Raw genomic sequence first — 24,519 nt, forward strand, 5'->3', positions numbered from 1 at the left:
AAAAAAGCCTAAAACCGAGTAGCTTTTGAGCCCTCTCACACTTCTTTCTGAAGCTGTGGGAGGGTTTTTGATTTTCACAAGAAAAAACGGTCTTACCGTCCTTTTAGTGTCGGTTTCCATTTTTTGCGAGAAGGAGAAGGATAATTTATTACGCAAGCATATAAATTCTTATTTTTAATATGAACTATAAAGTTTATGTAAATAACGCTTAACCAAAAAATTATTCGGAACTTTCAGCGTAGGCATTACGAGGAGAACGAATCATCAAGTTGGCCATATTGTAATTGGACTCCAGCGTAGCATCTACAATCACCATACCCTGTCTAATGGCAAATTCATAAGAAATCTCACCATGTGTCCAACGACGCTTGTACTTCAGGCTTTCCAGCGCCATTAGTCGAAAAGAAGATTGCTGTCCATCTGTCATCCCTTCTTTCACATCAGTGAACCCCCCACTCCGCCCAGAAAGAGGATTATGCCGTATACCGAATTTGCCAATCATGTTATTTCGTATTTGCACAAATACCGTACCAGAAGTTAATCCTGATAATTCTTCCTGAAGCTCCTTAAATACCATGTCCATCTGTCTTGCTAATGATAGCTGTTCTGTCTTAAGCATACTTTTCCTCCTAAAAGTTTTGTGAGACTTTGTTTCATCCGAATTGACTTCGTACAAAACTGTTTTTGTAAGCGTTTTCTCTGTTTTGTGAGCTAGCTGAGTGATTTTTCTAGTTTCGCCTTATATAAGGCTTAAGACTCATTATAGGTTACTAATAAAAGGTAAACAACATTATTCGGCAAAATTGGGTTATTATCCCTATATATGCGCGAAATCCATAGAATTATTGTATATTAGTTTTTATAAACCGTGTTTTTTCGACATTTTGCCCTTAAAAAAAGCCCCTGCATCAGGGGCTTTTGCGTATTCATACTGAAATTCCGTTGTTTTTTCTACCGTAAAATATGTCTTAGTTTTGACTTTTTCAAACTAAGTGCTCCGTCATTTCCAAGAACTCATTAATGTCAGCTACAATCAGATCTGTAGCACCTTGCCAGAAGTCCGGCTTCGTCAGATCCACACCCAGATGCTTAAGTACCAGATTCTCTAAAGTCATCACACCAGTATCTTGCAGCAGGCTATCGTATTTATCCGCAAAGGAAGCTCCTTCTTGCAGGGCCAGTCGATACAAGCCTGTGCTGAACATGTAACCTACGGTGTAAGGGAAGTTATAGAACGGCACATCCGTGATATAAAAATGCAGTTTAGAAGCCCAGAAATGAGGATGGTATTCTGAAAGCACCCCACAGAAAGCTTCCTTCTGTGCTTCCACCATCAATTCAGACAGCTCTTCAGCATTTACAAGGCCTTCCTTACGTTTCTCATAAAAACGAGTCTCGAACAAGAATCGAGCGTGAATGTTCATAAAGAAAGCAACGCTGTTCTGAATCTTCGTTTCAAGCAGCGCCAGCTTCTCTTCAGCATTGCTAGCGGCTTTAACCTGAGCGTCAGACACAATGACCTCTGCGAAGGTTGAAGCAGTCTCTGCAACGTTCATAGCGTAGTTCTGATTAAATACAGGTTGATCATCCAGCAAATAAGAATGATAAGCATGCCCCAGCTCATGCGCCAAGGTTGAAACATTGGAGGTTGTGCCGCTATAGGTCATGAATATCCGTGATTCCTTGCTCTCAGGGAAGGATGTACAGAATCCTCCAGGACGTTTCCCCGGACGATCCTCAACCTCGATCCAGTTATTATCAAAAGCACGCTCTGCAAACTCGGCCATCTTCGGACTAAATTTGCGGAACTGGGTAACGATATCTTTAGCAGCCTGATCATATGGGATTTTACCTGAAGATTTGCCCACAGGTGCTTCGACATCTACCCACGAGAGAGCATCCAGCCCAAGCAGCTTTGCTTTACGCTGAAGATAGCCCACGAGTGCAGGCTTGCTATTCGTAATCACGTCCCACATCGCATTCAAAGTATCTTGTGACATACGATTGATGCTCAGCGGATCTTTCAGAATATCTTCCCAACCTCTTCCTTTATAAAGCTTCAGACGGAAGCCTGCTAAGTGATTCAAGGTATCCGCACAGTTATCTGCTGCTTCGGTCCATGCTTCTTCCCATTTGCGGAACATGGATTGACGTACTTTCGGATCAGGATCATCTAGCTTGTTAAAAGCTTGACCTGCGGAGAGTAGCTTGGTTCCTTCTTCATCCTCAAACGGGATTTTAATCGAGCTTACAATCGTATCATAGTGCCCGCTCCATCCATGATATCCGTCAACAGCTAGTTCCAGCGCTAAGCTTTCCAGCTCTGGGCTCATCTTTTCACGGGCCAAATCACGGCTCTCGCTCAGCACGAACGTTAAAGGAGCAATCTCCGGACGAGCCATCCATTCTGCCCATACCTTGTCCGTAGTCTGACGAAGCACATTACTGAATTGTGAACTGATGCCTTCGAATCCAGCACGCATGCTTGTCACTCGGGCCGCCAGTCTTACTGCACCCTTGTCCAGTTGATTCTGAGCGCCCAGACAGTCTGCGAAGGAAGATACCTCCACTAGTCTTCCTGAACAGCTCTGTAGCAGTTCTATAACCTCGTCCAGCGCCTTGGTAGACTCAACATCCGTTGGAGCTACAGCATTCTTCACCAGACCCTGTAAAGCTGCAATATCTTGCTCAAGATTCTTTAAAAAGCTTTCTAACTCAGAAGACGACGATCCTCCAGGAAATATGGAATCAAGTTCCCAAGTCAGTGATAATGGTTGTTTCATCTGTACTCACCATTCCTTTGCTCTCATTTGGTTTTCTTTGTAATTGACTTAACACCATGGTAAAGTGAATAACGATACCGGAACATTCATAGCCGATAAACTTTAGGAGGGCATCCATATGAAGCCACTACAAATTTCACCGGAAACAGCCATTACGTTATCCAAGCAACTAGGCGTTCCACTGGAACACTTGATGCATATGCCCCAACATATTTTGCTACAAAAAATAGCTGAGCTATCCAAAAAGCAGAATTCACCGCAAGCTGAGGATGGAAATGAAGAGTCTCCTTCCGGGAAGGATTCACAATGATTCCCTTTAGTCATACCTGGCCTTATGACATTATTTTAGGCGATATGTATGTGCAGTACTGCCCTTTTTGCAACTCGGAGAATGTCCTTCTTCCTATGAAGCCAAAAGAATTGCAAATCGTTCGTGACGGCAAGAAAAAACTGCTTGTCTTCCCATGTTGCAGCGCCAGCCCCACAGTTGTAGATAACGACGGAGATTACCTCCTATTCGATCGGGCAGTTCGATAAATAAAAGGTCATCTGAATCCCAATATTAACATTTTTATAAAGCGCAGACGAGAGCATTACTCTCTTCTGCGCTTTTTGTTGTTCGTAAACTTTAAGAACCTGAAGGCAATCCATCGGCATCAACATCTACGGCTTCACCGCGCATTTGTTCTCTTAGCACAACCCACTGCTCTCTGGCAGCCCGAATCATCGCAGCATCCATAATCTTCTGATCATTAATCAGACGGGAGAACCACATTACAGCCACAGAGAACTCTCCGATGCGCCGATTAAGCTCACCAATCAGATACATGAGCCGGGCATCATTACCGCCTATTCCATCTTTTTCGTACACCTTCACATATTCATCTAATGAATAACGCAAAAAGCGTTGTTCTTGCTCTGTATTCCCTTGATATCGATACAACCAAGCAATGTGATGCAGTAGACTTGCAATAATCCGATCCTTATCGTTAATGCTTTGAGCGCATAGAAGTGCAAGTTTATAGGTCTCAAGTGCAGCTTCCCAGCTTCGTTTATCCCCAAAGTCACGGCTCTTCCAGCGTTTTCCTACCTGTTCATTAAATGCCTTTCGCTGCAACTCCGTCAGCTTGTCCGCTGAATTTTCTGTAGAGGCAAACCCGCAACTCGGGCAGACGCGTACAACATAATAATCCGGATTCTCGTTTTTGTAATAGGCACAAAAATCAGCATCGCGGCGAATAGCCTTTTTCAGACTAGGACGTACGCGAGAGGTTGAGAATTCATGTTCACAATTGCAACATTTGACCTTAATAGAATATAGGGGTATTAAGTCTGGCAAGTACTCTCATTCCTTTCAGGATCAACCTGTCCCTTATTATTCCTGGGGCATGTTAACAAAATGATGTGCGGGACCCGCAAGGCGACTAAGCACGAAGGAACGCAGCGGCTCTTCTACACCAGTCTCCACAAGCGCCTCTTTCATGCACTGCAGCCATTCTTCAGCACGTTCTGGAGTAATGGGAATATGCATATGCCTTGCTCTCATCATGGGATGTCCATGTAATTCTGAATACAGTGGGCCACCGCCAAAAAACTGTGTTAGGAATTGATACTGCTTCTCCAGAACAGGAGAAATGTCTTCGGGAAATAACGGACCTAGCTGCGGATGAAGCTGTACTTTGGCGTAGAACACTTCCACCAAACGATGTAATGCCTCAGCTCCCCCTAAGTTCTCATATATACTCTCATTTGGATTCATCGAGGTTACCAGCTTTCTTCCATATTAATGAAACGTTTCTTAATTTATTATACCAAAAAAAAGCACTGCCCGGATATCCGTCGAAAGTGCCCCTAAACGGCAGAAAAAAGACGCTAAACTTTAGTTTAGCGTCTGGAGATTATTGTCAGTAGGTCCGAAATTCCTCATCACCTGCAGGGACGAGAGAGACCCGGATCACATATACAAAAGCACAAACGAGAACTCCGGCTACAACGCTCATCGCCATCACTCCATCCCATTTATTCTTGTAACAGAGGGTGCATTCCTTATTTACATAATATCATAACTCAAGCGAAAAAGCACAGATTTATGTAACCGCTTCCTTTATTTTTTTTGTGCTGTTTGTCCTTCTTTTCGCATACATCTAACCATAGATCAGGAGGCGTTAATTATGACTTTAAAAAAGATTGGCGGCCCACTGCTGGGATTAACATTGGCGGGCTGTATGCTGCTAATGCTGTTTCATCCGGAGGCGTCCCTTGGCGCAGCCTTACGTGGCTTGGCCATTTGGTGGGATGTGTTATTCCCCTCCCTATTTCCATTCTTCGTCATTTCCGAAATCATGCTGGGCTTAGGGATTGTTCATCTCTTTGGCGCTTTGCTTGATCCGTTGATGCGTCCTCTTTTTGGTATACCAGGTAGCGGTGGGTTTGTCGCTGCAATGGGATATGTATCAGGATATCCTGTTGGCGCTAAATTAACCGCTAAGCTGCGGGAACAGAATCTGATTAGCAGAGTGGAAGGGGAAAGATTAGTCGCTTTCACAACCTCATCCGATCCAATCTTTCTGTTGGGTGCAGTGTCCGTCGGATTTTTTCGAGATGCATCATTGGGGCTCATCCTAGCTCTCGCCCACTACGGGAGCGGTTTGATTGTTGGCTTGCTAATGTCGTTCCATGGACGCAAAGAACAGAGATCCCCATCTCAAGACCCATCCACAACTAGTTCTGCCGCCCCCTCTGCTCCATCCAAAAAAGGTTTTGGAAGAATCCATGCAGCACTACTTGCCATGGAGGAAGCTCGGCGCAAAGATGGGCGAAGCTTCGGGGAGCTATTAAGAGGTGCCATCCAGTCCTCACTAAAGCTTATTATTGTCGTAGGTGGTTTGGTTGTATTCTTCAATGTACTAATGGAACTGCTTGCCCGCGCAGGAATTCTATCCTCACTCTTTAGCTTGACCGGACATCTTATTTCCCTTGTGGGTGGTCCCCCCGAACTGGCCCAGGCTCTGATCAGCGGATTCTTCGAAGTTACTATCGGTGCCCGTTCTGCGGGTGAAGCTGCTTCTTCCATCCCGCTTCAGTTCAAGGTTGCCGCAGCTGCTTTCATCCTCTCTTGGGGCGGTTTATCTGTACATGCCCAGGTAGCCAGTATCCTGAATGGCACCGGAATTCGGTATCTGCCATTTATGACTGCACGTCTAATTCACGCCTTCCTCGCATCAGGACTCGTATTGCTGCTCTGGAACCCTGTGATGGACACAGGGCTGTCTACTGCATGGGTATCATTGCCTGCCTCTATTGCCTTTACACCTTCTGCCACGGGGATCACTGCAAGCCTCGCTCTGCTGAGCCTTTTATTAAGTGCTGCGATTTTAGTCTCCCTGCTTCTCCCAGCTTTCACTGCAATGATTCGTTGGATACGGCGAAGTTGATTAACATATTGTGTTCCGGGTCAAGATTGATTATGATCGGTGTATGACTGAAATATACAAAAGGAGCCTGTACATCTTGAGATATTATGTTCTGGACCGCGGTGATGAACTATCAATCAAACTTGCCGAGCAGTTTCACAAGCTGGCGGCGGAGCGGGACCTGCAACTGGATGCCGAGTCTCCCGAAATCGTCATCTCTATTGGCGGAGACGGCACAATGCTGCACGCTTTTCATACTTTTATCGATCAAGTTCCCAATTTAGCCTTCGTAGGTGTCCACACAGGGCACTTAGGCTTCTATGCGGACTGGCAAGCGGAAGAGCTGCCCACCTTAATCGACTATATGTGCGGAACCGAGGATTCTGAGCCACAGAAACCCCGAATCGTAAAATATCCGTTACTTGAGCTGGAAATTCACAAGAAATCCGGTTCTTCGTCCCACATAGCCCTAAATGAATTTACCCTTAAAGGGGTGGATGGAACTATAATGATTCAAGTTGACATCAATGATGTCACCTTCGAAATGTTCCGAGGTGATGGACTATGTATTTCAACTCCCTCTGGTAGCACGGCCTATAACAAAAGCCTTGGGGGAGCCATGGTTCACCCATCTATAGAGGCGCTGCAGATTGCCGAAATCGCCTCCATTAACAACCGTGTATTCCGAACAATGGGATCGCCATTGCTTCTGCCGAAGCATCATCATTGCGATATTCTTTCATGTAAAGATCAGCGTTTACTACTGACGATAGATCATAACAATATCCCGGTAGACGACCTGATTTCAGTACGCTGCCAAGTATCGGACAAGAAAGTCAGTTTCGCCAGGTACCGTCCTTTCCCATTCTGGAACCGTGTCCGTGAAGCCTTTTTGGTTTAAGAATTTAACATTTTTTTGTGGCTGGAGATATCCGTATCTCCGGCTCTTTTGTGTGACAAAACTAACACCATTTGATAGACAGAGAGAGAAGTCAAATGGTATAATGAGGCTATTTTACAAAGAGTTACATAAAAGGAGAGAGTACTGTTGAAAAGATTATTATCCCTCTTTAGCATAAGTCTACTGGCCCTTATACTAGCGGTCCCGGCTTTTGCAGCTTCAAAACCGATTGACGTGTATATTAACGGGAGTAAGGTTTCCTTCACCGCTGGATCTCCATACTTAGCGAACAATTCTGTACTCGTACCTTTCCGGGTCGTCTTTGAGAAGCTTGGACTTCAAGTTCTCTGGGATGCCAAGACTGGAACCGTAACAGGTAAAAGTACAAATCTTGCAATTACCCTCAAGATTGGCAGCAACCGCGCAACTGTTAACGGAACCGTTAAAAAATTAACGACCGCACCAGTCTCATCAGCTGGCACTACATACATCCCTTTGCGTTTTATCGCTGAGGCAACAGGAGGCACAGCCGTCTGGAATTCCACCAGTAGAAGTGTACAGATTACTACTCCTGTCTCCAAAGATAAGGACGAAGCAGCCATTACAGCATTAATCCGTTTATCTAATCAGTATTTCAATGAAGAAAAAGCGACTAGCTACTACTCCCTTATTGATTCGGATTCCTCTTACCCGGAATCAGTGGCAGAGCTCAATGAATCTTTTAAAGCTTTTGACATAAAGAATACTATTGATAGTTTGGAAATCCTCGACCTTAAAGCTGACGAAGCCACTGTGTATACGCTTGAAAGTTCTCGCAGAACAGGTGGGGCTTATACTCCAGATACAGAGGATGAATACGTATATACCCTGGTCCGCAAGAATGGAAGCTGGAAGATATCATCCGTGGAATCCCAAAGCTCGACCATTCTCCTTACTCGTGAACAAGCCCTAAAAACAGCAGCCAACATCCCTCAAAATGATGCCGATGCTATTAAAGGAACTATTACCAAGTATTATCAAGCAATGAACGAAGAGAATCTTACAGCAGTTCTTTCCACGATGACTTCATATGGTGAAGAATATGATTCTTCTCTCAAGGCAGATTTGGATGATTTCTTCACTTCGTACGATATTACCTATACTCCAGGCATTTCAAATGTCTATTTTTACAGTGCCAAAGAAGCAGCGATATATGTAGAAAGCAAAGACAAGGAAGCTAGTGAAGAGGAGACTTATGAGCAGGGCCTTATCTACATTCTATCCAAGTCGGATACCGGTGTATGGACAATCGATAACACATATAACGTCTACAATAAACTTGTGAAATCCTAATAAAAAGGGTGTTTGATTCCATGAAATCGAAAAAAGTAATAAGCGCACTGTTAACCAGCTGTCTGGCTTTATCTATTACATTTGCTCCTGTAGCCTCTGCTGCAGATGCCGTTCAAGCTTCTACAGACAACAGTGATCTTATTAATGAAGTAATGAAGCTATTAGAGAACTATAACCTTTCAGATGTAGATAAGAATACTTTGATTCGCGGAGCCATTGACGGCATGGTGAACACACTGGACGATCCATACAGCCAATACTTCAATTCCGAGGAAGCGGCGCAATTTGAACATGCGGTTGATCTCGAATACGTTGGCATCGGTGTTAAATTACAATATACGCCGACAGAGCTCTACATTGAAGAAATTTCTCCAGGTTCTCCTGCAGAAAAGGCAGGCTTGAAACGCGGAGATACGATTCTCAAAATTAACGGAATCCCCGTTGACGAAACGGATGATACCGAACTCAGTGGAGCCGCAGGCACCAAGGTCACCTTATTGATTCTCAGAAATGGCGTCTCTAAAAATTATGTTGTCACCCGAAATGAATTAAATTCGACTTCCGTTTTTGGAACCCTCATTGGACCGAAGATTGCTTATATTTCGCTCAGTGGTTTCACCCAGAATTCTGATGAAGAATTCGCTGCTATGCTGAAGAAGATGCGTGCAGCAGGAATGAAATCCATGGTGTTAGATTTACGTGATAACTTGGGTGGCTATATGGATTCGGCATACAACATTGCCTCTAGCTTTATGGATAAAGGCATTATGATGTATACCTCTGATCAAAGTGGCGCATTAACTCCTGTAACGATTACTAGTGGCAGCAAAATCGGTGTACCCGTCGTAATTCTAACCAACGAATATACTGCAAGTGCATCTGAAGCTCTTACTGGGGCCCTGCGTGACAACAAGCTGGCAACTGTCGTAGGCACTCGCTCTTACGGCAAAGCGCGTATTCAAAGCCTAATTAAGGTGTCTAATGGCGACATGCTGAAATTAACCACGCAGAAATATCTGACCCCTAAGAAAGAAGACTTTAATCATATCGGTCTTACACCGGATATTGAGGTTAAAGGCAAAACCGCACAGCTGATTACCGCCCTGCAGATTGCTGGAATGAAGACTTTAGAAGTCACCGGAGATCATCACATCTTAAATATCAATGGCGTTCCTTTTGCTGGTAATGTCGGTCTTGTGAAGCAGGGCGATAAAACTTATGCTTCTTCGCTTGTGCTGGCTGCACTTATCGAGGGTGAGGTCACATGGGATGCCAAGAATAAAAAGGTCATCGTAAAGAGCGGAGCAGGCAATTCCACTGGCTTTACGATTTCCTCCAAAGAGGCGCTATCCCAGAATGGTGAGACCTACATTGAATTAAATGCCTTTAAGAAGAAGTTCCCCGCACTCGTGTGGAGTTACAATGCTACACAGAAGCAATTGAAATTATCTGTAAAATAATCCATAACGATATGAAAAGGCAGCAATTCTCCAGAGATGGAGGGTTGCTGCCTTTATTGTTGTACAATATCCATTTCAAAAAAGCAAAAAACGCCTTCGGCGTCCCAATGGACGGTAGTCGTTTATGCGAGAAATAAAAGGATAATGTATAGTGGAAACTTATACGTTATCCCTATATTTAGAAAAAAGCTGTCTCACTCGTAGAAGTTCTCTACTTATGGTCAGCTTTCATCTTTAAGATTCTGAATTCTCTACGTTTTGTGCATTTTGGTTATTTTGAGACTTCTGTGTGTTTTGTGTGTTTTGTGTGTTTTGCGGCTTTTGAGATTGACCTTGTGGTGGTCTGCTTTGAAATTCCTTTTTGGACTTCTTCCCCTGCGAATCTTTACCCCGGTGATTTCGGCTTTGATGTTCTCTTAAAGGTCTTTCCTTAGCAGAAGTCATCTCTTTAAATGCAGCAGATGAATTCGAACCTGGCTTAGATGACGTTTCTTTGGAGGAGAACTCTTTATCTATAACCGCTCCATCATGATCCTCGGCTTCTAGCTCCGAATCTTCTTCCTCACTCGGTTCTGGTATTTCTTTGATTAGAATATCCTTGAACATGCCTTCTTGTGGTACCTCTTTTAATTTATGCAACACAAAATATGCGCAGCCAAAATTGCAATATTCATTAATATAATCGACCATGCCAGAAATCGCTGTATCCCGATTCACCTTAGGGTGGTTATCTCGGTAAAAGCCTTTCAAGCGCAGCTGACTGTAACCCCAGTCACCAATAATATAGTCGTATCTTTCCAGCACTTCGCTATATCTTCCGCGAAACGCCTCCGGATTCCAACCATCCTTATGATCTAACATAAGTTCGTAGCCTTTTCCGCCTATAACGATCAAACCTTTTGCCGCCTGCCTTTCGAAGGAAAGTATTTTCGTTGATTATGCCGTCATTTCCGAGAAATATTGGGCTTTCGGTCGCTGTTGTTGATTAATTTCTTTTATTTGAACCGCATCAGCGGTTGAAATAAATCAACAGTGTATGCTTACGATGCTAGCTTTCCTTCGGAAAGCTTTCAGGCAAACGCTAACGCTCCTGCAGCTCCAACATTTCTCTCCAATGACTCAAATCAACGTTTTTTTATGTGTAACCTATGGGCTGAGTGTTTCAGAACGCTATCGCTCCTTCAACCCTCTTCTTAATAAACCTTTTTGTGACTTTGTCACTATTTCAAAAAATTAACTAGAGGAAACCGCGCGCTCCTCACGAGCTTGAGCGGCAGATTTCACCTGCTCATGCGCACGATAAGAGCTGCGAACAAGCGGGGCTGATTCCACATGGCTGAAGCCACGCTTTAGCCCCTCTTCCTTGAGCAGTGCGAATTCCTCCGGTGGATAATATTTCTCCACATTCAAATGCTTTGGAGAAGGCTGTAAGTATTGTCCTAAAGTCAATATATCACAATTTACGGCTCGCAAATCATCCATTGCTTGTAAAATTTCATCCCACTCTTCACCGACTCCAAGCATAATGCTTGATTTGGTAGGAATGTCCGGCTTCATCTCCTTGGCTCTACGTAGAAGCTCCAACGAACGGCGATACTTCGCTTTAGCCCGCACACGGTCTGACATCCGTTCCACCGTCTCAATATTATGGTTAAGAATGTCTGGATTACTGTTCATGACAATCTCTAGACTATTTCGTTCTCCCAGGAAATCTGGAATCAATACTTCAACACTACATAACGGAAGGCGTTTACGAATTGCTGCTACCGTTTCAGCAAAAATCTGGGCGCCACCATCCGCAAGATCATCACGGGCTACACTGGTCACCACGCAATGGCGAAGGTTCATTCCCTCTGCAGCTTCTGCTACACGTTCAGGCTCCTGAAGGTCCAGCTCTGTCGGCAGCCCTGTATTCACAGCGCAGAAACGGCATGCGCGAGTACATATATCACCAAGAATCATAAAGGTAGCCGTTCGATTGGCCCAGCATTCATAAATGTTCGGACATCTAGCTTCTTCACATACGGTATGTAAAGTTTTAGAACGCATCATGCTCTTGATTTCCTGATAGTTATCACCGGTAGTTAGCTTGATTCGAATCCAATCCGGCTTAGGCTGCTTTGCTGTTTTGTTCGTCAAAATAATAAACCCCGCTTCCTCCTGAATGTGATGCTGCAGATGAAAGATGCTGCCTCATATTATACCATGTGCGCTTTACAATTGCCTGTTTTTGTGAAATATGCAGGGCATGCCAACTTCGATTCCGGCAGAGAATTTACTGGTACCTTTAGACAAGAACGGATAAAAAGTAGCTTTTTGCTTCAATCTATAATAAAAGCTTTATCCGAAGTGCCTACATTCAATTCTACGCCCGGACAAAAGGAGGCTGTTATCTTGCTGGCCCTATTTAAGAATACTAATAACCGGAGAACGATGTTGTGTCTGTCCGCGGCCGCTATCCTTTGGGGTGGTTTAGGCCTTCCCGTTCCGGCAGCTGCAGTACAGGCTACAGTCCAACCGGTGGAAAGCAGCGGCGATCCCGTTAATGCTAGCAAGGAATCCATCTGGACTGCACGTAGAGGGATTTATGATCAAATGAGTGCAGCCACTGGAATTCCTTGGTTTAGATTCGCCGCCATTGATCAATATGAACGCACCATCGCCAAAAAAGGGTCCTCGGACAAGCCCGTCACTAACCGTCTTACAGGAATCATGATTCCAGCACCCGTATGGTCCGGCCCACTCAACCCGGATCAAGAGGATACTTCCCCGGAATCCATCACCTTCTTTAACGGCTTTGGCCGTGATGGCTCAGGAGACGGAATCGCTGATCCAAAGAATGATGCTGATGTTCTATATAGTATGGCTAAACACTTACAGAAATATGGTGATTCAGCTAGTGATTTCAGTATCGGTATTTGGGAGTATTATCACAATGGCCGTGCCTCTCAGCGTATAGCTCAGTTCGCCAAGCTCTATGAGCATTTTGGGCGGCTTGACCTGTCAGGTAATGCTTTTCCGCTTCCCTTAAGTAATTCCTATTCTTACCGTAGCACTTGGGGAACTGGCAGAAGCTGGGGGGGAGCACGTATCCACGAGGGGACTGACCTCTTTGCACCACAAGGCATGCCGGTACGCAGCACCTGCTTTGGCTTAGTGGAAACTAAAGGCTGGAACCGCTATGGTGGCTGGCGAATTGGAATTCGCGATATCGAAAATCGTTACCATTATTACGCTCACTTATCCGGATACAACAAATCCATTTCACGTGGAGATATTGTCTCACCGGGGGAAATCATTGGCTGGGTAGGCAGCTCAGGCTACGGTAATCCAGGAACACAAGGGAAATTCCCGCCACATCTACATTTTGGTATCTACCGTGACCGTGGGATTACTGAATGGGCTTTTGACCCTTTTCCGTTGTTAAAACAATGGGAAAATCAGGAGTATAGAGACCTAAAGAACAAAAATAAAAAAAGTACCACACACAAGGAATAACGCCTTCAGCGTCCCTAAAGGACGGTGGGCGTATATGCGAGGAATATAAGGATAATGTATAGCGTGAAGCTTATACTTTCTTATATTTTTATATAGAAACGGCTTCGATATACTTTTGAGGTGACATCCGTTTCCTAATGAACAATAAGGCCCCTTCTTTGGAAGAGGCCTTATGCTATTTTAATACAACATTAAACAGCCAAACGGTTCAATGCTCACTGTAAGCCTGTTAGTATTTTTAAAAGTAGCTCCTGACAATAGATCAGTTAACACATTTTTATCCGAACGATACGCACTAAGCTCAAGCTCAAACGCATTCGGAGAATTATTGATGATTAACCCTATTTTCTCTTGACCCACACCCCGGATATAACCGAGGACATTACGGACTTCATCTGTGAACCAAGGGCGGAACGTGCCTCTTCTTAGAATATCACAGCTTTTTCTTAAAAAAATCAGTTCTTGATACCACTTCAAAAGCGCTGTATCCTGAGTTTGCTCTTGCCATACCATAGCTTTTCTACAGTGAGGGTCCGTAGCTCCTTCCATTCCAACCTCATCCCCATAATAGATCATCGGAATACCGATATAGGTCATCTGAAAAAAAACTGCCAACCTCATTCGTTGAATTGCGGTACCCACCCGATCCCAGCCACGTCCCCCTTCCTTACATGCTGTAAGAAAGCGAAGTGTATCATGACTGCCAAGCAACTGAAACATAGCTGAATTCGCCTGGTCATTATACAACGCCTCCTGATGGAGTAATTGCTCCATAAAGCGATCTGGCCCCGTTGTCTGCTCTGCAAAAAATTCAAGCACGGCATCCCGAAGAACATAATTCATGCCACCATCAAATTGATCTCCTCTAAGCCAAGGCCCAGAAGCATGCATGATCTCTCCGATGAGTAGGATTTCAGGATATTCAGACTTGAGCTCTTGCCGGAAGCGAGACCAAAAAGCCGGGTTGACCTCGTTCGCTACATCTAAACGCCAGCCGTCGATCTCTGTTTCACGAATCCAATACTTAGCAACATTAATCATATAATCAGCCGTCTCGGGATGATCCATATTCAGCTTTGGCATATGCGCTTCAGCTTTGGCGAATGTCTCATAATTCGGTGCGGGCGTCTGTACAACTGGATAGGAACGAATAAAGAACCAGTCTTTATACAGGGACTGCTCGCCTTTTTCCATTACATCCTTAAAAGCAAAAAATTGATCTCCCGAGTGATTAAACACAGCATCTAGAATGACCTTAATTCCATGACGATGCGCCTCACTGACCAGCGCCTTTAATCCGTCTGTATCCCCAAATGCAGGGTCGATTTTATAGTAGTCAGAGGTGTTATATTTATGCTCTGAAGGAGACTCAAATACAGGCGTCATGTAAATAGTATTTACACCAAGTTGCTGCAGATAGGGTATTTTGTCCGAAATGCCCTTTAGAGTTCCACCATTATAGCTATTAGGATAAATTTGATAGGTCACCGCATCCTTACTCCATGAAGGTAACTTCAAAGCCTCAGAACGGTGAAGGTATGCATATTGAAAAGAGCCTGCACGCTCCCGATTCTCCGACGCCCCCCTCTCTCCATACCAAACATACTGCCCTGCTGCATTCGCTATATGAAATAGATATCTGCATCTTCTAGTGCTAGTGTGAATTATTGCTTCATGAATATCATAAATACCAGCCGACCCAATCCGCTCCATCTGCAAAGGAACTTCTTGTCCCGGAGAATCATAACGATCCGAGTGGATTACGGTACAGGATAATTGCTGTCCAGCTTGCGTAAATAGTCTGAGCTTAAGGGTCCCTGTACCTACAGGGTAGGCAAATGGATCTTCACTTGTATGATATATAAACCATGATTGAGGCATAACTTATAAACTCCTTCTATACTTTTATCGTTCTATCTATCGGTTCATTCATCATTAGAGAGACTGCTAAATTTGTGTTATTATGGTTACAAATACCGTTTTCAAGTTATGAGGGACGACGATGAAAGTAACAATCTCTGATATTGCCAAAGCAGCCAATGTGGCCAAATCGACTGTATCTAAAGTACTAAATGATTCCCCGAAAATATCACAGGAAACGAAACACAAGGTACGAGAGATTATGAAGCAAATGAACTACACACCTAGCAGTATCGCTACTGGATTAGCCAGACAAAGCAGCTACAATATTGGCCTACTGGTCGATATGTCTAAAGAAAGTGAGTTTCTAAACCAATTTTTTTACAACATTATTGGTGGAATCGAGAGCGTAATTGCACCTTTAAAATACGAGCTGACCATTTCCAACGTGCAACATAGCAGTCCAGAAGGCCATTTTCTAAATAGGCTTGTGTTTAGTAAACGTGTCGACGGAATTATTGCCAACAATTCTGTACTGACAGAAGCACTATCTGAAGAACTGAATCGACTGGAGTTTCCTTACATCTCCATTGGAGAGATTATAGCCCCCGGAAGCTGGGTTGATTTTGATAATGAAGCAGGCGGCAGCATGCTGACGGAGCATCTCGTAGAACAGGGTTATTCAAAAATAGCCTTCATAGGCGGACAGCAGCAGGAAAAAATTTATACCCATCGCCTAGGTGGATACTTAAGAGCGTTACAGCAGACAGACCTTACCGTTCACCAGAAATGGATCATCAACTGCAAGGCTGATGAACATGACAGCTATCATGCTGCGCTTGAGCTTCTGCAGCGTGAGGAACGGCCAGACTCTGTAGTGTGTATGAACAGCTATGTAGCCTTTGGGGTGCTTCAAGCCGCAAAAGCACTCGGAATTGATGTTCCATCAGAACTCGGCATCGCCGCTTTCGATGAATATCCGCTCTCCCGTTATACAACACCTCCTTTAACTTCCCTTAATATTGATACGTTCAAGCTGGGTGTATCTTCAGGCCAGCTGCTGATGGAGCGCATTCGGAGCAATGATATGCCCCACAAGCATTCGCTACTAGAGCCAGAACTAATCCCTCGTGAATCAACGATGAGAATCAAATTCTCTGGAGGTACTTCGTAATTATTCTGCTTAGAGAGAATGAATCGATGGATTAAACTCGTTCGAGACCGAATCACCGGAACTTAATGCAATACAATTGAATTTAATGGGACTTGAATAGGGTTGATTGCATTTGATGCAATAGAATTCGTTGTAAAACGGATCAGATTCAATTCTATTGCACTATGTGCAGTCAACTCTCAGTAAATCGTCTAAAAACAGCGATCCACCTGAATTTTATTGCACATAGTACAGTAGATTCATTCTTCCAGTTCTAATAGAGAGATTCTATTGCACTATTTGCAATGAAAGAGCTTCATCTGCTTACTAAGGAGCGGCTCCCGTGAGGGGCCGCTCCTTAGCTTGTGAAAGGTATTATGATTCAGTTGACTAGCAGCTTATAGATCTTTCCAACGCTGCACGGTTAGATTCACTGTTTGTGCGCCGCCTGCAGGAGTAAGTGCTCGGTTGGAAATGTCCGAGCCGTTCGAGTTTACCTCCACATTAGTCCAAGCGCCCCGCGTAAACTTATATTGCACCGCTGTTCCTGCTGGCAAGCTCAGCGTGATGGAGTATACCCCATCACTACCTTTGGTCAGTTGATAAGCTGGATCCGCCGCATTCCAGCTGTTGAAGGTACCGGTGAGGTACACAGGTCCGCTCGCCGGAGTAGACGCTGGAACATTTACACGGAACGTCACACTGTCTGCTTGAGGTTCCCCTGCGCTGATACTTCCGTTCACCAGACTCCAGGTTCCAGCAGCAAAATGATAATTACTGCTGCCATTGTTATCCCATGTACCACTGCCATTATTAAAGGCTGCGGTCAGCCCGGCTGCAGTGCCTAGCTGAATTGTGATCGACTTGTATCCTGGGAAAGAAGAAGCTTGAAGCTGTTCACCAGGTGCCGTCGTCCAGACTGTCGCTCCATCTAGCTTGTAATGAATGTACGAGCTGCTATATGCCGTATTCTTATAATAGATCGTTGCGGTGTTACCAGTCGGTGTTGCCGTTGGCGTTGGAGTGACTGTCGGTGTCGGCGTTGGTGTCACTGTTGGTGTTGGTGTTACCGTTGGTGTCGGTGTTGGTGTTACAGTTGGTGTTGGTGTCGGTGTTACCGTTGGTGTTGGTGTCGGTGTTACCGTTGGTGTTGGTGTTGGTGTTGGTGTTGGTGTTACTGGTCCACCCGACGTGATACTTCCAGTCGGCGTATAAGTCCATGTTCCTGTACCGAATAGATAGTTGCTGCCCCCGTTACTGTCCCATGTGCCACTGCCGTTGTTAAAGCATGCTTCAAGCTGGCTGGCGGAGCCGATATTAATCGTTATTTTGTTGTATCCGGCTACATCAGATACAGGTATAGCCACACCCGGAGATGTCGTCCATGTACCTCCTACTGGGCGATAATGAATATAAGGCGAGGTATAACCTTGCTTATAGTAAATCGTGACACTGTTCCCTGCCGGTGTTGTAATAGACGCAATCGCACTAAGAAGAGATAGATTGCCTGCGGCATCAAATGCTTTTACCGTGTAGTTATAGGTAGTGCTAGCGGATAAACCATTATCCGTATAGGAAGTAGTTGCCGTTGTGCCTACCTTGACACCGTTACGATAAACTTCATATCCAGTTACGCCCACATTATCGGTAGAAGCTGTCCAGCTGATCAAAGCGCTAGATGCATTCTGAACCGTTGCGGTTACGTTGGTTGGAGTAGTTGGAGGAACTGTTTCTGATGGTTGTTGTTGTTTCGCATAGATTTTGGCTGAATTGGCACCTACAGTTACAGTAATTTGCTTTCCAGTTACTCCGCCTGATTGTACAGTCACTGTATCTGCAGTATTCAATTGGTTATATAAAACTGTACCTACGGTTAATGAGCTCTCAGCGCGCAATGGAATAGTTACTGTTTGCGAACCGTTTGATTGATTACTGAATACGGAGATTGCTTCTTGGCCTTGATTCGTTCCACTGTCGATGCGGCGTGAGAAGGCATATAAGTTCTGTGCAGCCCACATTTCACGTTGTGTACCTGTACGTAGTGCTGGGTTATTTTTACGAATTTCATTAAGTTTGGCTACGTGCTTGTAGGTGCTGGCATTTTCATTAAAATAGTTCTCAATCACGTTTCCGCTTGCATCCCGTTTCACCATAGACCAGCGGTTCCAAGTATCAGCAATACCACCCGTCATAATCTGACTGTTGCCATTGCCTTTGTTCTGCTCTGTTCCTTGGAAGACAACCGGTGTTCCACGAACTGTAAAAATAAAGGTTAAAGCATTCTGCAGCTTATCAACGCTTCCACCAGCTTCCGTTAGAAAACGATTGCGGTCATGATTGTCGATAAAGGTTACCATGTGATTGGCATTCCCGTTGTAGTAGGAATCCTGTGCCAAGGTGCTTTTGATATTGGACTCAAAAGACTGTCCATAAGCAAAGCTGTTAAGCACGGAGAAGAACATTGGGAAATCGAGCATGCCCCATTCCTTGTTGTTTCCAACCCAACGTGAAACAAATTCAGCATTTCCGTCGAAATTCTCGCCAAAGGTATTAACACCCAGATAATTTTGTAGTTCACCAATATCTGTTGGCTTCATCAGCTTGGCAGCATCCACACGCGCACCGTCAGCGCCCGTATAATCAAACCAGCCTTTGATTGAATCGAATATCGCCTGCTTAGCCGCAGGAACATCGAAATCAATGTCATCTAACCCGCCCAAATCATGATTCTCTAAGTAATCCTGTGCCCACTGATCATATCTCCCATCCGCTAGAGACCAGTTAATATCTCCATTATGGTGGTACCATGCTGGATTATTGAACGGAGCCACCGGCTGCAATGATGGGATATCATAATAGGCTTGGGTACCAAGCATATAATCGCCTACGTGGTTTGGCACAACGTCAATTACTACTTTGATGCCAAGTGCATGTGCGGAATCCACAAGCTCCTTCAGCTTCTCCTTAGTACCGAAGTACGGATTGGCAGCGTTAGGGTTCTTAACGTTGTATCCGTGATAGGCTGTATTTTTACCGGTACCGTTGTTTTCCCGATTAGTCATCTGTGGCTCAGCCACTGGGGAAATCCAGATCGCGGTATAACCCATATTTTTAATATATGATAGCTTGTCGATAATCCCCTGCCAGTCTCCGCCTTTCATATAACGGAAATCTTCCTCAGAGTTTTCTCCATAGCGAATTGCCGCACCAGTAGCATTGTTGGAAGTGTCTCCATCATTAAATCGGTCAACCATAATCTGATAAATCGTGTCATTCTCATTAATTGTGCCGATGCTGGCCGCTTCAGCCTTTTGCGGTGTTAAGACAAACAAGTTAATCACGGTAGAAAGAAGAATAGATGTAATTAGAACGGGTACATACCATAACCTACGTTTCATTGCGTGCATCTCCCTCTCTTATTAAAGCGTATTCATAACACTCTAAAACCTACAACCTTGATTAAAACCAAGCCCGCCCAGTGATGTCTCTAATGTTTTTAACGTCTTTAACACAAAAAACAAATAATTTTAGGGAAACCGGTTTCCCAACTAAAAATTACCATGATTGTGAATACGTTGTCAAGCTATAAAAATTTAAACTTCACAAGAAAAAGAGCCTCCTTAATCGGGGCTCTTTAGGATTAATTATTCACCTTTTATGCTCAGCTTCCCACACTTTGTATAAAATGTAGTACTTCATTCATGATTCGGTCTTTATCTTCACAATGGCAAACCATATGGCCACTGTTATCCACCATCAGTACCTGTTTTTGAGTGGTAGGAATTGTATGCTGCAAATAGTCTGCGCTTCTAGTCTTCACCAGATGATCTCGTTTTCCCTGCACAATTAGAGTTGGAGTCTCAATATGTGGATAGATTGAAAAACTCTCTCGGACCAGTCGTTGAAACTCTCTCGTCGCCTTTGGGGGCGTTGAAGTGAATTTATTAATATACGTTTTTAGCATGGAAAAGCTCGCAAGCGTCTTAAGGATCTCCACGGGATTGAGCGGAAATACGGGAGTGGACAATAAAGTAAGAGATTTGATCCAGGGTTTATACCGTACAGAAAGATGAGAAGCAATAAGCGCACCGGTTGAAAATCCGATCAGATGAACGCCCTCATCCGTCTTTAGCAGCTCTGTCAATTCATCTTCAGCACTCTGCTGCCAATCATGTCGATCTGAATGCAGAAGATCATTCCTGCTCCCTCCATGCCCTTTCAGGGTAAATGTTCTGGAACGGTAATTATGCTGCTCCATAAACTGGGACAAGGGAGAGATTTCATGCTCACCTCCGGTAAAGCCATGAATAAATAAACAACTTTCCATAATTGTCCCTCTTTTCACATTCCAATCTGAATTACAGTTTTATTGTATAATGCCAATCCCCTTAATTTTCTATACATTCCATATATTTATGTAAAACCTTAACCTAGTGATGTCAAGGTTCAGCTCTGTCAAAGGCTCAAAGCAAGAACTCTATTGTTCCCACCAAAGAAGACCCAGTACTGAGGTAATCGTTAAACCTACAGCGGAGCTGGATGAGGTTACGTTAGCACAAATAGCAGTCCCCGGTGGAACAATGATGCTGCCCGTAAAGTTCTGTGTAAACGCCCCCGGTGCCAATTGATAATTGAAAAGCGTCGTCCCCCCGCTAATAGCTGCCGTGGAAGACTGAACGGTCATCGCACTCGTGGCTACGCTGCCCAAATTATTATTCGTTGGCGTCAAGGTTGTAGGGGAAGTTACCGTCCCACCTTTTACAATTGTAAAGCTTCCCGACATTGCCGATAGCAGAGAAGAACCGCCGATACTGCCGCTTATACGTGAGATATAAACAGTTTTCCCACTGCCGACAGCATTACTAATCCGAATAGAGGTGATTGCAGAAATAAGACTAAGCACGACCAAGCTTGAAGCGGAGGCGTTGGTAGAATACAAGACGGCAGCCTGCGAAGCGCTTATTTCAGGCGGTGCGCTAATGTCTGGAGATTGGAAGGTATTCACCATATCTACAAAAAGAGGTTGATCGTTGTCATTAAATACAAATTGATTAGGCATAATTATCCCCTCCTGTTTCTAATATTCCCACCAGCTGATAGATGTCGTCGCTGCTGAAGACCCCGATGCAATCGTTATGGAAGTAGTGATGGAATTTCCGGGAGGAACAACAATTTGTCCTGTAAAATCAATAATGACCGGACCGACCGCGAGCAATAGAGATACTAGCGTGGCCGGACTTCCAGTAGGCGCAGCAGCTGAGGTTCTAGCAGTCATAACACTAGTTAACGCACTGCCAAAATTATAATTAATCGGCGTGACGGTAGTTCCGGTGACCGTAGCGTTCCGAAGTAGTGATAAAGTAACAGCCGCCGTCGCTGAGCTAGCAGTAACACGTGATACATACAATGTGCGTCCGCTTCCTCCCGGATTACTAATCTGAATAACTAACGGCGCCGCCGTCGTTACTGTAGAAGTAAATGGGATTCCAAACAATAACCCCGCTTTAGCCGCTCCCCCCTCAGGAGCTGAATCTATACCAGGTGCGACATACGTGTTGACTTGTTCTGTAAAAAGCGGCTGGCTGCTCTGATTGAATACTGAGTCGTTCGGCATGAGATATCCTCCCCGTACTTAAGCTTACTCTCATTTTATGCCGCTCTCTGTAACAGGTTGTGGGAATGTGCGTTTTTTTGCTTTTCCAGCCCAATCACCCCCTATTTCCCACCATATATTAATATCACACCATTCGAATGGCTAAGGATTGTCCCTATCGGTTTGCGGCTTATTAGGCTGCGTTTTTTAGGCTCAAGGTTCAAACGACGGTTTGGGCCTTTTTATGGATAGAGTTCCAGGATACCCATTGGAGGTGAAATGAAGTCCATAACAGCCCGGAGCTTAAAAAGTGCAGCAAAATAAAAATAGAAAAGGACGGAACTAAAACGATGATCTCTTATGCAGTTAAGAATCAGGGAGATCACCCTGCTAGTGTCCGTCTGAAGAACCGCCCGAATCGTTTTGATTGTTTTATAGATTTAGAAGAGACTGTGGCTTCTAAAGAAGCAAGAGCGCTAGTGCTGAATCGATTCTTAAAGTAATAACTCGAATCTCCGCTCCACGCTACATTCAAAGGGTATTGGCAAGCAATATTGTGTGTATACGTCCAAGCCCAGTCTTTAGGTATAACTTAATCATTTACAAGGAAGGGACGAGGAACTTTGCCTAACTATAGCTCTTTTCAAGCGAATCCTGATAATCTACGAACGCTTATATTCGGACGGGATGCTTCGCTGATTGATCATCCGCTCACTACAGATCCAAGCGGAAATCTAACAACGATTATCTTAGATGGTACGATTTCCAGCGTGCTTGGCGCTACGATCACCGCGGGTACTTTGTCCTCCGCAGGTACAGTTACCAACATCCTTAACGGTACCATTACTAGCGTGCTCGGAGCCACAATTACTGCGGGTACTTTGTCCTCCGCAGGTACTATTACCAACATTCTTAACGGGACTATTACTAGCGTGCTTGGGGCCACAATCACTGCGGGTACTTTGTCCTCCGCAGGTACAGTTACTAACATCCTTAACGGGACTATTACTAGCGTGCTTGGGGCTACGATCACTGCGGGTACTTTGTCCTCCGCAGGTACAATTACTAACATCCTTGAGGGCACTATTACTAACGTGCTTGGCGCTACAATCACTGCGGGTACAATCACTAGTGTGCTTGGGGCGACCATAACAGCAGGTACGTTATCATCCGCAGGTACAGTTACAAACATCTTAAACGGCACTATCACCAGCGTGCTCGGCGCTACGATTACTGCGGGTACTTTATCCTCCGCAGGTACAATTACTAACATCCTTGAGGGCACTATTACTAACGTGCTTGGGGCGACCATAACGGCAGGTACGTTATCCTCCGCAGGTACAGTTACCAACATCCTTAACGGCACCATCACCAGCGTGCTCGGCGCTACAATTACTGCGGGTACTTTATCCTCCGCAGGTACAATTACTAACATTCTCGAAGGCACCATCACCAGTGTACTTGGTGCTACAATTACTGCGGGTACTTTATCCTCCGCAGGTACAATTACTAACATTCTCGAAGGCACCATCACCAGTGTACTTGGTGCTACAATTACTGCGGGTACTTTATCCTCCGCAGGTACAATTACTAACATTCTCGAAGGCACCATCACCAGTGTACTCGGCGCTACAATCACTGCGGGTACAATCACCAGTGTGCTTGGTGCTACAATCACTGCGGGTACTTTGTCCTCCGCAGGTACAGTTACCAACATCCTTAACGGGACTATTACTAGCGTGCTCGGCGCTACGATCACTGCGGGTACTTTGTCCTCCGCAGGTACAGTTACCAACATCCTTAACGGGACTATTACTAGCGTGCTCGGCGCTACGATCACTGCGGGTACTTTATCCTCCGCAGGTACAGTTACCAACATCCTTAACGGTACCATCACCAGTGTGCTTGGTGCTACAATCACTGCGGGTACTTTGTCCTCCGCAGGTACAGTTACCAACATCCTTAACGGGACTATTACTAGCGTGCTCGGCGCTACGATCACTGCGGGTACTTTGTCCTCCGCAGGTACAGTTACCAACATCCTCAACGGTACCATCACCAGCGTGCTTGGCGCTACGATTACTGCCGGTACACTAAGTAGTGTCACCTCTATTTCACAACGCAGCTTTATTGAACAGTCGACTACAGGCATTACGACTGCTAATACCTATACGCCTTTGCCAGCTGTTACTACGAGTGTGCTAGGAACGTATTCCTTCTTCATCAATAATACTGGGGCAAATCCAGTCAACACACGTGTAGAAATCAGTGCGGATGGAACAAATTATTTCGTCGATACAACGGGAGATAATCCTTTAACAGCAGGTTCTGTCGATGTCATAGTACCAGCCAGATTCCTGAAATATACCCGCCTATCCTACCAATCAGCGAATTCAGGCTCTGCATCCACGATCAATGTAAGTTTCAATGCTCAGGGCACGTAATCCAGATGACCATCATATGTTGTAACAAGAAAAAGTACATGGATATCCATGTGCTTTTTCTTTGACTATAAGGACGCCGAAA

The 24,519-nt window shown here is 44.7% G+C and carries 21 protein-coding genes; 10 read left to right on the plus strand and 11 right to left on the minus strand.

All coding sequences use genetic code 11. The features are described from left to right. Positions 1 to 220: 220 nt before the first annotated feature. Complete coding sequence (locus tag ACDZ28_RS02720; RefSeq protein WP_375103954.1) at positions 221 to 619, minus strand: O-methyltransferase; 399 nt, start codon at positions 617 to 619, stop codon at positions 221 to 223. 364 nt (positions 620 to 983) lie between these two features. Further along, positions 984 to 2,783 (minus strand): M3 family oligoendopeptidase, encoded by a 1,800-nt coding sequence (locus ACDZ28_RS02725; protein WP_375103955.1) that lies wholly within the window; start codon positions 2,781 to 2,783, stop codon positions 984 to 986. A gap of 118 nt (positions 2,784 to 2,901) precedes the next feature. Between ACDZ28_RS02725 and ACDZ28_RS02730 the strand changes: the two genes are divergently transcribed. Together ACDZ28_RS02730 and ACDZ28_RS02735 are read left to right on the plus strand one after the other, a co-directional pair. Further along, positions 2,902 to 3,093 carry a YycC family protein gene (locus tag ACDZ28_RS02730; RefSeq protein ID WP_042130920.1) on the plus strand — a complete coding sequence of 64 codons (192 nt, stop codon included), beginning with the start codon at positions 2,902 to 2,904 and terminating at the stop codon, positions 3,091 to 3,093. Beyond that, complete coding sequence (locus tag ACDZ28_RS02735) at positions 3,090 to 3,320, plus strand: hypothetical protein (RefSeq protein ID WP_042130921.1); 231 nt, start codon at positions 3,090 to 3,092, stop codon at positions 3,318 to 3,320. The genes ACDZ28_RS02730 and ACDZ28_RS02735 overlap by 4 nt, the downstream gene beginning before the upstream one ends. A gap of 91 nt (positions 3,321 to 3,411) precedes the next feature. Here the strand turns inward: ACDZ28_RS02735 and ACDZ28_RS02740 are convergent, their stop codons facing one another. Both ACDZ28_RS02740 and ACDZ28_RS02745 read right to left on the minus strand, forming a co-directional pair. Next, a complete protein-coding gene (locus ACDZ28_RS02740) occupies positions 3,412 to 4,122 on the minus strand; it encodes a DUF2225 domain-containing protein (protein ID WP_339288034.1) in 711 nt (236 codons plus the stop codon). 36 nt (positions 4,123 to 4,158) lie between these two features. Then, positions 4,159 to 4,542 carry a globin gene (locus ACDZ28_RS02745; protein WP_042130923.1) on the minus strand — a complete coding sequence of 128 codons (384 nt, stop codon included), beginning with the start codon at positions 4,540 to 4,542 and terminating at the stop codon, positions 4,159 to 4,161. 412 nt (positions 4,543 to 4,954) lie between these two features. Between ACDZ28_RS02745 and ylbJ the strand changes: the two genes are divergently transcribed. From ylbJ to ACDZ28_RS02765, 4 genes are all read left to right on the plus strand, one after another. Next, positions 4,955 to 6,217, plus strand: a complete 1,263-nt coding sequence (gene ylbJ / locus ACDZ28_RS02750) for a sporulation integral membrane protein YlbJ (protein ID WP_042130924.1) — start codon at positions 4,955 to 4,957, stop codon at positions 6,215 to 6,217. A 76-nt stretch (positions 6,218 to 6,293) separates the two neighbouring features. Beyond that, on the plus strand, positions 6,294 to 7,097 hold the full coding sequence (locus ACDZ28_RS02755) for an NAD kinase (RefSeq protein ID WP_042130925.1): 804 nt from the start codon (positions 6,294 to 6,296) through the stop codon (positions 7,095 to 7,097). Positions 7,098 to 7,244: 147 nt separating this feature from the next. Next, complete coding sequence (locus ACDZ28_RS02760; protein WP_375103956.1) at positions 7,245 to 8,429, plus strand: copper amine oxidase N-terminal domain-containing protein; 1,185 nt, start codon at positions 7,245 to 7,247, stop codon at positions 8,427 to 8,429. A gap of 20 nt (positions 8,430 to 8,449) precedes the next feature. Then, positions 8,450 to 9,889 carry a S41 family peptidase gene (locus ACDZ28_RS02765; protein ID WP_341115013.1) on the plus strand — a complete coding sequence of 480 codons (1,440 nt, stop codon included), beginning with the start codon at positions 8,450 to 8,452 and terminating at the stop codon, positions 9,887 to 9,889. A 234-nt stretch (positions 9,890 to 10,123) separates the two neighbouring features. Here the strand turns inward: ACDZ28_RS02765 and ACDZ28_RS02770 are convergent, their stop codons facing one another. Then, the gene (locus ACDZ28_RS02770; protein WP_375103957.1) at positions 10,124 to 10,783 is read right to left on the minus strand and encodes a YutD family protein; all 660 of its coding nucleotides are present in this window, start codon (positions 10,781 to 10,783) and stop codon (positions 10,124 to 10,126) included. A gap of 339 nt (positions 10,784 to 11,122) precedes the next feature. Continuing rightward, positions 11,123 to 12,028 (minus strand): lipoyl synthase, encoded by a 906-nt coding sequence (lipA, locus tag ACDZ28_RS02775; protein ID WP_076121202.1) that lies wholly within the window; start codon positions 12,026 to 12,028, stop codon positions 11,123 to 11,125. Between the two features lie 294 nt (positions 12,029 to 12,322). Between lipA and ACDZ28_RS02780 the strand changes: the two genes are divergently transcribed. Next, positions 12,323 to 13,387: a M23 family metallopeptidase gene (locus ACDZ28_RS02780; protein ID WP_375105299.1), complete on the plus strand. Its 1,065-nt coding sequence runs from the start codon at positions 12,323 to 12,325 to the stop codon at positions 13,385 to 13,387. Positions 13,388 to 13,567: 180 nt separating this feature from the next. Here ACDZ28_RS02780 and ACDZ28_RS02785 read toward each other — a convergent pair whose 3' ends face one another. Continuing rightward, the gene (locus ACDZ28_RS02785; RefSeq protein ID WP_375103958.1) at positions 13,568 to 15,268 is read right to left on the minus strand and encodes an alpha-glycosidase; all 1,701 of its coding nucleotides are present in this window, start codon (positions 15,266 to 15,268) and stop codon (positions 13,568 to 13,570) included. A gap of 121 nt (positions 15,269 to 15,389) precedes the next feature. On the opposite strand from ACDZ28_RS02785, the gene ACDZ28_RS02790 reads away from it, so the two are divergent. Further along, positions 15,390 to 16,421, plus strand: coding sequence for a LacI family DNA-binding transcriptional regulator (locus tag ACDZ28_RS02790; protein ID WP_042130929.1), 1,032 nt, complete (start codon positions 15,390 to 15,392; stop codon positions 16,419 to 16,421). Between the two features lie 377 nt (positions 16,422 to 16,798). Here the strand turns inward: ACDZ28_RS02790 and ACDZ28_RS02795 are convergent, their stop codons facing one another. From ACDZ28_RS02795 to ACDZ28_RS02810, 4 genes are all read right to left on the minus strand, one after another. Further along, positions 16,799 to 19,798: a carbohydrate binding domain-containing protein gene (locus ACDZ28_RS02795; RefSeq protein WP_375103959.1), complete on the minus strand. Its 3,000-nt coding sequence runs from the start codon at positions 19,796 to 19,798 to the stop codon at positions 16,799 to 16,801. A 263-nt stretch (positions 19,799 to 20,061) separates the two neighbouring features. Continuing rightward, positions 20,062 to 20,727, minus strand: a complete 666-nt coding sequence (locus ACDZ28_RS02800) for a carboxylesterase (protein ID WP_042130931.1) — start codon at positions 20,725 to 20,727, stop codon at positions 20,062 to 20,064. A gap of 150 nt (positions 20,728 to 20,877) precedes the next feature. After that, positions 20,878 to 21,459: a hypothetical protein gene (locus tag ACDZ28_RS02805; protein ID WP_042130932.1), complete on the minus strand. Its 582-nt coding sequence runs from the start codon at positions 21,457 to 21,459 to the stop codon at positions 20,878 to 20,880. Positions 21,460 to 21,477: 18 nt separating this feature from the next. Further along, entirely contained in the window at positions 21,478 to 22,014 is a 537-nt protein-coding gene (locus tag ACDZ28_RS02810) for a hypothetical protein (RefSeq protein WP_375103960.1), read from the minus strand. A gap of 329 nt (positions 22,015 to 22,343) precedes the next feature. On the opposite strand from ACDZ28_RS02810, the gene ACDZ28_RS02815 reads away from it, so the two are divergent. Further along, complete coding sequence (locus ACDZ28_RS02815; protein ID WP_170880373.1) at positions 22,344 to 22,496, plus strand: DUF6385 domain-containing protein; 153 nt, start codon at positions 22,344 to 22,346, stop codon at positions 22,494 to 22,496. Positions 22,497 to 22,616: 120 nt separating this feature from the next. After that, complete coding sequence (locus tag ACDZ28_RS02820; protein ID WP_375103961.1) at positions 22,617 to 24,437, plus strand: DUF6385 domain-containing protein; 1,821 nt, start codon at positions 22,617 to 22,619, stop codon at positions 24,435 to 24,437. Positions 24,438 to 24,519 lie beyond the last annotated feature (82 nt).

The organism is Paenibacillus sp. RS8, assembly GCF_041956825.1.
In the GTDB taxonomy this organism is placed as follows: Bacteria; Bacillota; Bacilli; order Paenibacillales; family Paenibacillaceae; genus Paenibacillus_AQ.

Bases quoted from the DNA above. Each gene is read 5' to 3' on its own strand.
- ACDZ28_RS02720 (WP_375103954.1), bottom strand. From the start codon at position 619: ATGCTTAAGACAGAACAGCTATCATTAGCAAGACAGATGGACATGGTA.
- ACDZ28_RS02725 (WP_375103955.1), bottom strand. From the start codon at position 2,783: ATGAAACAACCATTATCACTGACTTGGGAACTTGATTCCATATTTCCT.
- ACDZ28_RS02730 (WP_042130920.1), top strand. From the start codon at position 2,902: ATGAAGCCACTACAAATTTCACCGGAAACAGCCATTACGTTATCCAAG.
- ACDZ28_RS02735 (WP_042130921.1), top strand. From the start codon at position 3,090: ATGATTCCCTTTAGTCATACCTGGCCTTATGACATTATTTTAGGCGAT.
- ACDZ28_RS02745 (WP_042130923.1), bottom strand. From the start codon at position 4,542: ATGAATCCAAATGAGAGTATATATGAGAACTTAGGGGGAGCTGAGGCA.
- ylbJ (WP_042130924.1), top strand. From the start codon at position 4,955: ATGACTTTAAAAAAGATTGGCGGCCCACTGCTGGGATTAACATTGGCG.
- ACDZ28_RS02765 (WP_341115013.1), top strand. From the start codon at position 8,450: ATGAAATCGAAAAAAGTAATAAGCGCACTGTTAACCAGCTGTCTGGCT.
- ACDZ28_RS02780 (WP_375105299.1), top strand. From the start codon at position 12,323: ATGTTGTGTCTGTCCGCGGCCGCTATCCTTTGGGGTGGTTTAGGCCTT.
- ACDZ28_RS02785 (WP_375103958.1), bottom strand. From the start codon at position 15,268: ATGCCTCAATCATGGTTTATATATCATACAAGTGAAGATCCATTTGCC.
- ACDZ28_RS02790 (WP_042130929.1), top strand. From the start codon at position 15,390: ATGAAAGTAACAATCTCTGATATTGCCAAAGCAGCCAATGTGGCCAAA.
- ACDZ28_RS02795 (WP_375103959.1), bottom strand. From the start codon at position 19,798: ATGAAACGTAGGTTATGGTATGTACCCGTTCTAATTACATCTATTCTT.
- ACDZ28_RS02800 (WP_042130931.1), bottom strand. From the start codon at position 20,727: ATGGAAAGTTGTTTATTTATTCATGGCTTTACCGGAGGTGAGCATGAA.
- ACDZ28_RS02805 (WP_042130932.1), bottom strand. From the start codon at position 21,459: ATGCCTAATCAATTTGTATTTAATGACAACGATCAACCTCTTTTTGTA.
- ACDZ28_RS02810 (WP_375103960.1), bottom strand. From the start codon at position 22,014: ATGCCGAACGACTCAGTATTCAATCAGAGCAGCCAGCCGCTTTTTACA.
- ACDZ28_RS02815 (WP_170880373.1), top strand. From the start codon at position 22,344: ATGATCTCTTATGCAGTTAAGAATCAGGGAGATCACCCTGCTAGTGTC.